Source organism: Natrinema ejinorense (assembly GCF_002494345.1).
Classification (GTDB): domain Archaea; phylum Halobacteriota; class Halobacteria; order Halobacteriales; family Natrialbaceae; genus Natrinema; species Natrinema longum.
In genome coordinates this window covers 3,200,352-3,212,197 of sequence record NZ_NXNI01000001.1, presented here as the reverse complement: position 1 = coordinate 3,212,197, position 11,846 = coordinate 3,200,352, and the positions used below count along the sequence as shown (strand labels likewise).

Below are 11,846 nucleotides of genomic sequence, written 5' to 3'. Positions count from 1 at the left end.
ACAAGTGTAATCGATATTATTTTTGTACTGGTAAATGATAATATTCACTTCAAAAAGCAAAAATTTCATTACTATTGCCTAAAATTATGTCGCCAGGAGGATCGAACCCTCCGCGTTCCCAGTCGACGGGTCGCAGGTCCCGTTCGTCGGGGGCGAGCCACACATCATGACCGAGAATACGAACCAAGCCGACTCAGAGGCACAGTCGAAGCGGGGCAGCAGGACCATCTCGACGTCACGCCGGACGATACTGAAGGCGACGGGGACGAGCGTGATCGCGATCGGCGGTCTCGGCGTCAGCGGTGCTGCAAGCACCCAGGAGGTCGACCTCCCGCCGCTAGCCCGTGACGGAAACAAGATCGTCGATCCGAGCGGTAACGAGGTCATCCTTCGTGGAGTCAACATCGCCGACCCGGCCGAACAGAGCCGCAAGTGGCGGGGGCAGACGGCACCCGAGACGTTCAGGCTGGCGACCAACGAGAGCGAGGGCTGGTACACCAACGTCGTCCGGGTACCGGTAATGCCCGCGTTCCTCGCGGCCGGGACGCGTAACGCGGAACCGTGGGAAATGCCCCACGGCGACGACTGGGGGCCGGCCCTGCCGGGGCAGTTCGACAGGGAGGACGTGAAGTGGTACTGTCGGACCTTCCTCGACGAACTCGTCGAACTCGGTGCCCAGCGCGGTGCCTACGTGATGATCGATTACCACCGTCACTATCCCGTCTTCCATCAGGAGGACCACAAGAACCACGGCGTCGATCCGAACGTCTGGCAGTGCTCGAGCGACGGCGGCGAGGACTGGCGGCACCCGGAAGTCTGTGGCGAGCGCGGGGTGCTCTGGCACGGCGAGGATCAGGTCGACGAGATCTGGGATCTGATCGACGAGCAGAACATCCTCGAGGCGTACGACCTCACCGAGGACGACATCTACCTCGAACCCCCGGAGGTTTCCAACGCGCTCGACGAGGAACTGCACACCTTCTGGGAGGTCGTCGCGGATCGGTACGCGGGCGACGATCACGTCATCTTCGACGTCTACAACGAGCCGACCGGCCCGTACGGCGGCGACTGGGGTGGCCCGCAGCGACAGGCGGGTGACCTCTCCGATCCGGCGGAGGCTCCCGGCGACGGAGACGCGTCCAATTACGACGTCGCCAACGATGACATGAAGGCCTGGTACGACCTGTGGGTCGATCGGGCCCAGCCGTGGGTCGACACGGTCGAGGAGAACGCGCCCGGTCACCTGGTCACGATCGGGAGTCCCCGGTGGAGCCAGTACACCTACTGGGCGCCGTACAACGAGTTCGACGCCGAGAACATGTGTTACACCGCTCACGTCTACACCCAGGACGACCTGCGGCCCCTCTCGAAGTACTTCGGCGAGGCGGCCGAACACGTGCCGGTCTTCTTCAGCGAGTTCGGCTGGATCGAGGGCGGCGGGATGCACGTCGATACGCCCTGGATGGACTGTAGCGGCGAACACGACGGCGATTGTGAGCCGTACATTCAGGGCTACGAGGAGTTCATCGAGAACTACGACGTCCACCCGCTGGCGTGGTCGTTCGACCACACCTACGAGCCGAATATGTTCGAGCACGGAACGCCGGGACGGAACGACGGCGCGAAGGGTGCCGACGACTGGATGAACTACCTCAACGACGAGACGCCCGGCGTCTGGTGGCACGAGATGAACCAGCAAATGGCCGGCGACCGCGATACGTTCGCGCCCGGCGACGAACCGTATCCGGACGCCGACAACGGAAAGAACGACAAGCACATCGGACCCGGCCCGATCGGCGGAAGCGGCGATGAGACGGTCGAAGTCGGTGAGTACGAGGCACGGGACACGGACGACGACGGCCGCTACGAGGACGTCACCGGCGACGGGGAGACCAGCCACGAGGACGTCAATGCGTTCTTCGAGCACCTCGAGTCGGACGGCGTTCAGAACAATCCCGAGAAATTCGACTTCGACGGGAACGGCGAGATCGGCTTCTCGGACGTCCTCAAACTGCTCAACGAAATTTAAGACACAACAATAAATATAAAATTAAATATATTAAATAATATAGTTGATATAGTGAGGAAAGCGCAAGAATAGGGCGCGGTGTCACAGCCACGACCGACCGGCTCGCACCGACTGCGGACTGCGAGCAGGTGACACCGGTGACGACAGCAACCGATACGGAGACATACCAATGAACGACGATATCGAGACACACGACGAGGAACAGTTCACCGAAACCGATGGGCAGACCGACACGTCGACATCACGACGCACTTTCATGCGAGCCGCCGGTGTCAGTGCTGGCGCGCTCGCACTCGGGACCTCGACGGTCGCGGCCCAGGAACGCCTGCCGACAGTAGTGCTCGAGCTCGCGGACGAGCAGATCCAGGCCGGCGAGAGCACGACTGCGACGGTCCGGCTGCAAGATTTCCCCGAAGGATCGAGCGGCACGACCATCGGGATCGGGGTCGATCCCGACGTCGCACAGATCACTGAAATCGAACTGGGGAGTCACGGAATCCTGGAAGGGGTCATCAATAGCAACATCGAGGACGAGGGCGGCTCCGTCGCCTCGGTGAACCTCAATGCCTCCACGAGTTCCGGGATCTCCGAGAGCGAGTACGAGGTTGGAACGATCCACCTCGAGGCACGAGGCGACGGGACCACCGACCCCGAACTCACGAACTTCTCGTTGTCCCCGCCCGAGGGTGGCACAGTTGGAGACGCCAACTACGACGCACCGACGCTGACCGTCGGTACCGACTCCGCCGCACCCGCAATGCCGACGGATCTCGAAGTGGTTGCAGAGAACGAGACGTCGGTCGAGGTCGCGTGGAGCCCAGTGTCAAACGCCGTGGAGTATGCCCTCTCCGTCGACGGCGAGCGAGAATCGACGACGACGTCGACCAGCGCCACGATCACTGGCCTCGCGGCCGACACCAGCTACGAGATCGGCGTTGCCGCCATCGGCGAGGACGAGACCACGTCCGACACGGCGACGGTTCAGGCTACGACCGTCGCCGGTGCGGAGCCGGAGACGCCCACGCTCACCGTCACCCTCGATGATGCGATGATAGATCCGGGCGAGACGACGACCGTCGATCTCGGTCTGAGCGCGGCACCGAACGGCGTGCTCGGATTCAACGTCGACCTCAACGTCGATACGGACGTCGTTCGGGTCACCGATGCCGCGCTCAGCGAGACGTTCGCCGATGCCACCCTCAGTACCGTCGAAGCCGAAGACGAGTACGGAAAACTCTACGCGATCAGTACCGTCGACGATGGCGCAACCGACATCGAGTTCGGTCAGATCGAAATCGAGGGCGTAGCGGACGGTGAAACCGTCCTCGACGCCGAGATCGTCCGACTCGAGGATCCCGACAACAACGCCATCGAGCCGACGGTCGAGGAGGCGATGCTCACCGTCGGTGACGGCGAGCCCGACGCCGAGCCTCCCAGCGTCCCCGAAAACCTCGAAGTGGTTGCCGAGAACGAGACCTCGATCGAGCTCTCGTGGCGTACCGATCCGAACGCCGTCGAGTACGGCGTTTGGGTCGACGGCGAGCGGGAAACCACTACGGCCTCGAGCAGCGCTACCGTTACCGACCTCGAGTCGGGAACCACCTACGAGATCGGTGTCACCGCGGTTGGCGAAGACGGCACGGAGACCGACGCTGCGACGGTTTCTGCCACGACCGCGGAAGCCAACGTGCCTCCGAGCACGCCCGAAGGGCTCGAGGTCGTCGCCGAGAACGAGACGTCGGTCGAGATCGAGTGGAACTCCGATCCCAACGCCGTCGAGTACGTCGTCCGGGTCGACGGCGAGCGGGAAACCACGCTGTCCTCGACGGCGACCACCGTCACCGAACTCGAGCCGGGTACCACTTACGAGATCGGTGTCACCGCGGTTGGCGAAGACGGCACGGAGACCGACGCTGCGACGGTTTCTGCCACGACCGCGGAATCGGACGACGAGGACGGAAGCGACAGCGAGTATCCCGAGTGGGATTCCGACACCCTCTATCGAGAGGGTGACCGCGTCCACTGGAACGGCGAAGACTGGGAAGCACAGTGGACGACCCGTGGCGAGGAGCCCAAATACGAGGAATCCTACGCCTGGGAGCCCGTCGACGGTGAGATCCCCCTCGAAGTGGACCACCTCGCGAAGATCGATCCGAGTGCCACGGACGTCGAGACGGGCGAGCGGATCGACTTCAGGGTTACGGACAACACGCCCGACGACATCTGGATCGAGGGACTCGAGTGGGATCTCGGTGACGGGACATCCGCCAGCGGCTGGCACGCCGGTCACTCCTACGGTTCCAGTGGCAACTACACGGTAACGCTCACCGCGACGGATCAGCGGGGACGCGAGACGACCCACGAAGTCACGATTACTGTCGCCTAACCACCGCCGATCCCCTGGCAGACTGTCCCCCGTTCCGTTTCCATTGACGGCTCCCTTCGAGCCCACGACCCTCCGTGACCGATTCCCGATCAGCAGTCACGATTCCCGACGAGAGACCAATGCAACCCAACGACAACACACAGCGAACGGACGAATCGACCGCGACGAACGAGAACACGCGACAGAGCGTGTTGAACGCGAACGACGCGACGTCGCCGATCTCCCTCACTCGGCGAAACATGATGCGAGCGACTGCGGGGACCGGCGTCGCTGCCCTCGGACTCGGTGCTGGCTTCGCCGGCAGTGCGGCGGCCGGCGGGATCGCCGAGTTCCAGAACCTGACGGTCAGCGACGACAACCGGATCGTCAACGAGGACGGCGAGACGTTCAAGATGCGGGGCCTCAGCATCCCCGACCCGAAGCGGCTCCACCGGACGCGACACCTCCGCGGAAAGACGCCCGAACAGCTCCTCGATATGGTCACGAACAACGAGGCCGGCTGGCATCCGCGGGTGATTCGCGTGCCCGCACAGCCACAGGACATCGGCGAGCATCCGATGGGGCACACCGGGCCCGAGTACGAGTACGGCGAACTCGAGTCACCGCAGGCGGTCGACGACGACCGGCGGAAACAGCGGCCGGCCCAGCCGGCGGCGTTCACTCGGGCGGAACTTGAGGACTACCTCGAGAACTACTACGACCCGATCGTCGAGCGCTGCAAGGAGCGTGGGGTCTACTGCATCGTCGACTATCACCGACACTGGCACGAACAGCCGCCGGGCATCGAGCAACCCTCCTACGCCGAGAACCACCTGCCCTATAACAGCGAGTACACGAACTATTGGGCGTACAACAGCCACGAGATGTTCGGCAAGGACGCGCCGGGCTCGTGGGGGTACGTCGACCAGAAGTACATCAAGGAAACGCCCGGAGACGGTTACGTTCGAGATATCCACAGCGAGAGCGACCTCCCCGGGACGCCGTACGCGTACGAGAACTGGACGGTCAACCAGGAACTGCTCGAGGAGGTCCTCATGTTCTGGGACGTGGTGGCCAAGCGGTACGGCGAGATGGATCACGTGATCTTCGAGCCGTACAACGAGCCGACTGCACCGGGGATCTGGGGTCCCGTCGAGGGCTGTTCGGCGTACAAACAGAAGCCGCTCTGGGACACGTACCTCGACGAGTTCATGGGCCCGATCATCGAGAAGATCAGGGAGTACCAGTCCGATCGCGTCCTGCTGGTCGGCGTCCCCGGCTGGTGCCAGTCGGTGCAGGCGCTCCACTGGCGGAACTTCAACGACGCGGGCTACGACAACATCGCCGTCACCTGGCACAACTACGCGGGCCACGACGTCAGCCAGATGAACAACTGGTTCAACGATACGCACTACAAGAGTCCCGAGGCGGTCGAGGCCGAGACCGGAGAAGACCTCGAGAGTCCCTACCTGCCGGTGAGCGACCATCCCGACAATCTGCAGGATTGCTACGGTTGGGAAGCCTACGAGGCGGCGGGTCTCCAGAACGCGATGGAGCACCACCCCATCGCCGTCACCGAGTTCGGCTGGATCAACGACACCGACGTCTCCCACTGGCTGCGCGGGACGACCACCGGACAGGGGACCCTCCCCGAGTACGGCGTTCCCTTCCTGAATCAGGTCGAGGAAGACGACCGGATCAGCTGGGTCGGTTGGTGTGCCGACGTCCGCTGGTTGCCGAAGATGTTCGACAATCCGAACGCACCGGAAGAGGGCGAACTCGACCTCGTCAACGACAACTTCTACGACACGTCTTTCGAGGACATTCCGGTCGGCTGTGAGGAACTCCCCTGCGAGTGGAACCTGATCGGCGGCGAAAACAGCGGCGAGTACCTGAAGGAACAACTCGAGGCACACAAAGACGATCAGGTGCCCTTCGAGACGCGGACCATCGGTGGCGGGGCAAACGACGGCGGCGACGGCTCCGACACGATCTCGGTTGGAGACCACGAGGCCCGGGACACGAACGACGACGGGCTCTACGAGGACGTCGACGGCGACGGTGAGACGACCCACGAGGACGTCAACGCCTTCTTCGAGAACCTCGAGTCGGACGGCGTCCAGGAAAACTCCGACGCCTTCGACTTCGACGGGAACGGCGAGATCGGTTTCGCCGATGTCCTCGAACTCCTCAACAGGATCTGACCGAGCGGTCGGTCCCTCGAGTACGATCGTCGAGGGGCACGTCCTGACCGGCGCGGGACCACCGATAAATCCAGACGCGAGGATTCGGGCCCGCCGGCCACGAGCCCCGGAATGCGGCCCGGCAACGGACTGTACACTGATGTCAACGGTGACAGTCGAACGACCCACGAGGACGTCACCGCTTCCTTCGAGCGCCTCGAGGGAGACGGCGTCCGAGGCGATGTTTCGACTTTGACAACGGAGAGATCGGCTTCGGGGATGTCCGCGAACGTCTAGCGGTCGTCTATAGTCGAACGAGCAGCGACGAACGACCCAGTCGCCACAGCGGCTGGGACCGCGATCACAGCAGCGAACAGCGAGCCAGCACCCGACCATGACTACGAACGAACGCGACACGCGACGAGAACGGCCCGACGAACGGATGACGATGTCTCGGAATCGATCGCCGCCAAACGCCAGCTTTGCCGACGCCCGGGGCGGATACGACGCGAGCCTGACCCGCCGCTCCCGGCGGGGGTTTCTCGCGACGACTGCCCTCGGTGCGATCGGAATAACGGCCGGCGCGCTTGCCGATCCCGCCCGTGCCGAGAACGCCGGAGACGGCCGCGGGATCGAGACGCCGTGGCTCGAGCGCGACGGGAACGTACTCCGCGACCCGACCGGGAACGAGGTCGTGCTCCGCGGCGTCAACGTGATCGATCCCGCCCGTACGGCGCGGTCGTGGCGTCGACCGCTCTCGGAGACGATCGACCACGCGACCGATCCCGACAGGAACTGGTACGCGCGGATCATCCGCATTCCGGTCCAGACCGGCGATATCGTTACCGTCGATCCGGACGACGGCAGCGTCAGCGGTGAGATCCGGAACGAAGTCGATCCGGGGACGGTCACCCAGGAGCAACTCGAGGCGTACATCGAACACCACCTCCGACCGGTCGTCGACTACTGTGGGGACGTCGGCGTCTACTGCATCGTCGACTACCACCGTCACGCCGACACGAGTCTCGAGTACACCGATCCCGACCTCGACGAGGAGGTTCGGCTGTTCTGGAACACCGTCGCTCCCGAGTTCGCCGATGACTCGCACGTTCTCTACGAGGTGTACAACGAGCCGGTCGGTCCCTACGCCGGCCAGGAGCCAGGCGAGGAGTACGACGTTCACGGCTCCGACGCCGAACAAGCTTGGCTCCAGTGGCGCGAGACCGCCCAGCCGTGGGTCGATACCATCCGCGACCACGCCGAGCGCAACGTCGTTATCATCGGCTCGCCACGGTGGAGCCAGTACACCTACTGGGCACCACGCCACGAGTTCGACGGCGAAAACCTCGCGTACGCTGGTCACGTGTACGCCGGTCACGACGGCCTTCGTCCGCTCGGGGACTATTTCGGCGACCCGTCCGAGGAGGTGCCGGTGTTCCTCACGGAGTTCGGATATCAGGCTGATGCCGGGAGTCCCCTCTCGGGAACGACGTCCGAACACGGCGCGGCGTTCGAGGCGTTCTTCGACGAGTACGATACCGTCCATCCGCAGATATGGTGTTTCGATCCGTTCTGGGAGCCGACCATGTTCGACTACGACGACAACACACAGGAGTGGACGCTCCTCGGCGGGGAGGACTATCAGGGCGAGTGGTGGCAAACGTATCTGACCGATCGACGTACCGACGACCTCCCCGAGGCAAGCGGCGATTCGGACGCGATCACAGTCGGAGAGTACGAGGCCCGGGACGCGAACGGAGACGGGCTCTACGAGGACGTCGACGGCGACGGGGAGACGACCCACGAGGACGTCACCGCCTTCTTCGAGAACCTCGAGTCGGACGGCGTCCAGGAAAACCCCGAGGCGTTCGACTTCGACGGAACCGGCGACGTCGGCTTCGGGGACGTCCTCGAACTGCTTCGGCGCATATAACGGTAGCCGGGCCGAACGAAACCGGTCGCTACTCGACGCCCCAATCCGCCGATCCGGCCGCGGTCGAGGACACGTTTCGGCGCAGTGGTCGCCACGGAGCGACCGTCCCGGGGAGTTTATTTTAGAAAAATTTATTTGAAAATAAGACGTGGTTGTTGGTATACTATGGATTACGATAATCGCGCGGGCGAGAAGCGGCTACCCGAACGAGCGGACCGCCGGTCACGCCGACCGACGCGACGGGCGTTCGTGAAAGCGGCGGGCGTCGGGACGATCGGCCTCGCACTCGGCGGGCTGGCGGGTTCGGCAGCGGCCGTCGATACGCCGACGCCGCGTCTGGGAACCGACGGGAAGTGGATCGTGACCGAGGACGGACAACGGGTGAAACCCCGCGGAGTCTCGCCGGCGTCGCTGGATTACCTCGAGTCGGTACACCCCAGAAGCCAGCGCGAGATCCTCGAACACGCGACCGACGGGGAGCAGTGGCACCCGAACACGGTTCGGCTGCCGGTTGGAGAAGCCGCGGTCCACGAGCGCGGGATGCAGTACGTCGTCGACGACCTCCTGCGTCCGGCCGTCGATCTGCTCGCCGACCGGGGCGTCTACGCGATGATCGACTTTCACATCATTCGGCCGTACGTGGAGGCCCTGAGTCACGGGGAAGGAATGGTCGAGGACGGTTGGTCGGACAGTCTCGACGGCCTCGGCTTCGATCCCCATGTCGGTACCGACGACCTACTGACGGAGTTCTGGGGCGCGGTCGCCCCCGAGTTCGCCGACGATGAGAACGTCCTCTTCGAACTGTTCAACGAACCGACGCTCCCCGTCACGTGGTCGACCTACGGGGAACACGGTCCGTCGGTCCAGACGAGGGAAGACGAGTGGATGCTCTGGCGTGACACCGCCCAGTCGTGGGTCGACTCGATCCGGGACGAGGCACCCGAGACGCCGATCGTCATCGGCTCGCCCGACTGGACCTCCCGAACCAAATTCGCCGCCGAGTACCCCTTCGACGGGGAGAACCTGATCTATTCCGGCCACATATACCCGGACAACGGCCTCCCGCATGACACGCTCGAGCGGGGAGAGGAAGGCGACACGTACGAGGTCGGCCCGTTCGATCCCGAGTACGGTGCGCCCGCCGAGGACGTTCCGGTCATCGTCACCGAATTCGGCTGGGATCCCGACGAGGAGTTCCGGGAACACGTCGAGTTCGGCACGACGAGCGGGTGGGGCGAACCCGTCCGCGAGTGGCTGGAGTCCTACGATAACATGGGCTGGATCGCCTGGTGTTTCGACGATACGTGGGCACCCACGTTCTTCGACTCGCCCGGTGACGGCGCCGGCCAGCCGTGGGAGCTGAAAGACGACCCCGAACAGATGGGCCGGTTCGTCCGCGAGTGGCTCGAGGAAACGAAAGACGACGTGATCGTCGACGGAAGCGACGCGATCGCGGTCGGCGACTACGAGGCGCAGGATACGAACGACGACGGACGCTACGAGGACGTCAACGGCGACGGGGCGACGACCCACGAGGACGTCAACGCCTTCTTCGAGAACCTCGAGTCGGACGGCGTCCAGGAAAACCCCGAGGCGTTCGACTTCGACGGGAACGGCCGAATCGGGTTTTCGGACGTCCTCGAACTGCTCCGGCGGACCTGAGGTGCCCATCGATGACTTCGAAGATTCTTCGGATCACGACTCGGCCGGTGAGCGAGCCACACGACCACTGAACGACTGACGAGGACCTGAACACATGACTTCGAACGACCGTGCGACGGACACGGACGGAATCGATCGACAGAACGGACCGACGCGGCGCCGCTTCGTGAAAGCGATCGGTGCGGGCGCGGTGATCGCCCCTTTCGCCGCCAGTACGGCGGCGGCCGCGACGGAACCGACGACCGACCCCGACGACCTCGCATACGTCGAGACGGACGGTGCCGAGTTCGTCGTCGACGGCGACCCGGTCTACTTCAACGGAGCGAACAACTTCTGGATCACCCACGAGTACGAGGGGACCAAAGAGCGCATCGACGACGTCTTCGATCTCTACGAGAACCTGGGAATCGACCTCGTTCGGTTCTGGGCTCACGGCGAGGCCAAAGACGGTCCCCTCGCACTCCAGCCCGAACCCGGAGCGTATAACGAGGACGCCCTCGAGAACCTCGATTACCTGATCGAGGCCGCCAGGGAGCGCGGGATCAGGCTCATCGCGACGCTCGTGGACAACTGGGACCACGAAGGAGGGATGCTCCAGTACGCCGAGTGGGCGGGCGCCGAGTCCCGCTACGAGTTCTACACGATGGACGAGACGCGCGGGATGTACCGCGACCACGTCGAGACCATCCTCACGCGAGAGAACTCGATCAGCGGGATCGAGTGGCGCGAGGATCCGACCATCGCGCTGTGGGAACTGGCCAATGAACCGCGTCTCGAGCAGGACGACGTGCCCGCGGACATGGACAGCCTCGAGCCGCCCGAACACCGCGAGATCCTCGGCGACTGGTTCGCAGACATGTCATCATATATCAAAGAACTCGACGGGAATCACCTCGTCTCGACGGGATCGGAGGGTCACTACTACGGGACTTGGGAGGACGACTACCCGAACGACGATTGGGGCGGTCAGGACTACATCGAACACCACTCGATCGACACGATCGACGCCTGTTCGTTCCACCTGTATCCCGACCACTGGGACTTCCCGCTCGAGGAAGGGGCGGATTACATTCGGAACCGCGTCGTCGACGCCCACGAGGAGATCGGCAAACCCGCCTACCTCGGCGAGTTCAACGTCGACGACACCCAGCACGGCCTCGAGACGAAAAACGAGACGCTCGCGGCGTGGTACGACGTCGCCGACGAGCACGACTGTAACGCCGTTCTTCCGTGGCAGGTCGTTCTCGAGGACACCGAGGACCACGACGGCTTCCAACTCTACGCGAGCGAATCCGGCCACCTCATCGAGGACTATGCGGCGGTTGTCGACGGGAAGAGCGGCGACGAATCCGACCCCGACGTGATCGCAGTCGGCGAGTACGAGGCCCGGGACGCGGACGACGACGGCCTGTACGAGGACGTCACCGGCGACGGGGAGACGACCCACGAGGACGTCACCGCCCTCTTCGAGAATCGCGGGTCCGACGGCGTTCAGAACAACCCCGAGAAATTCGATTTCGACGGCAACGGCCGCTTTGGCTCCTCGGATATCCTCGAATTGCTCGGGCGGATCTAACTGAACGGCGGTCGCCGTTTCTCGCCGGCATTCGGTTTCGTCGGCGATTCACGGTTCGGACACTCCCGACAAATTTAAGCATTTGTAGTATTTATTTA

Annotated in this window: 6 protein-coding genes; all 6 read left to right on the top strand. The window is 63.7% G+C overall.

What is annotated here, in order from left to right:
* The first annotated feature begins 166 nt into the window (after positions 1-166).
* The 6 genes from CP557_RS15880 to CP557_RS15855 all read left to right on the top strand — a co-directional run bounded on the left by CP557_RS15880 (position 167) and on the right by CP557_RS15855 (position 11,748).
* Positions 167-2,029 carry a cellulase family glycosylhydrolase gene (locus tag CP557_RS15880; protein ID WP_097380801.1) on the top strand — a complete coding sequence of 621 codons (1,863 nt, stop codon included), beginning with the start codon at positions 167-169 and terminating at the stop codon, positions 2,027-2,029.
* Positions 2,030-2,198: 169 nt separating this feature from the next.
* Positions 2,199-4,415, top strand: coding sequence for a fibronectin type III domain-containing protein (locus CP557_RS15875; protein ID WP_097380800.1), 2,217 nt, complete (start codon positions 2,199-2,201; stop codon positions 4,413-4,415).
* A gap of 119 nt (positions 4,416-4,534) precedes the next feature.
* Entirely contained in the window at positions 4,535-6,598 is a 2,064-nt protein-coding gene (locus tag CP557_RS15870; protein WP_097380799.1) for a cellulase family glycosylhydrolase, read from the top strand.
* Between the two features lie 373 nt (positions 6,599-6,971).
* On the top strand, positions 6,972-8,510 hold the full coding sequence (locus CP557_RS15865; RefSeq protein WP_097380798.1) for a glycoside hydrolase family 5 protein: 1,539 nt from the start codon (positions 6,972-6,974) through the stop codon (positions 8,508-8,510).
* A gap of 165 nt (positions 8,511-8,675) precedes the next feature.
* Entirely contained in the window at positions 8,676-10,172 is a 1,497-nt protein-coding gene (locus CP557_RS15860; RefSeq protein ID WP_097380797.1) for a cellulase family glycosylhydrolase, read from the top strand.
* Between the two features lie 94 nt (positions 10,173-10,266).
* Positions 10,267-11,748, top strand: a complete 1,482-nt coding sequence (locus CP557_RS15855; RefSeq protein ID WP_097380796.1) for a glycoside hydrolase 5 family protein — start codon at positions 10,267-10,269, stop codon at positions 11,746-11,748.
* Positions 11,749-11,846: the final 98 nt, after the last annotated feature.

What these genes read in the sequence shown, in the direction of transcription:
- CP557_RS15880 (WP_097380801.1), top strand. Translation starts at nt 167, where the DNA reads ATGACCGAGAATACGAACCAAGCCGACTCAGAGGCACAGTCGAAGCGG.
- CP557_RS15875 (WP_097380800.1), top strand. Translation starts at nt 2,199, where the DNA reads ATGAACGACGATATCGAGACACACGACGAGGAACAGTTCACCGAAACC.
- CP557_RS15870 (WP_097380799.1), top strand. Translation starts at nt 4,535, where the DNA reads ATGCAACCCAACGACAACACACAGCGAACGGACGAATCGACCGCGACG.
- CP557_RS15865 (WP_097380798.1), top strand. Translation starts at nt 6,972, where the DNA reads ATGACTACGAACGAACGCGACACGCGACGAGAACGGCCCGACGAACGG.
- CP557_RS15860 (WP_097380797.1), top strand. Translation starts at nt 8,676, where the DNA reads ATGGATTACGATAATCGCGCGGGCGAGAAGCGGCTACCCGAACGAGCG.
- CP557_RS15855 (WP_097380796.1), top strand. Translation starts at nt 10,267, where the DNA reads ATGACTTCGAACGACCGTGCGACGGACACGGACGGAATCGATCGACAG.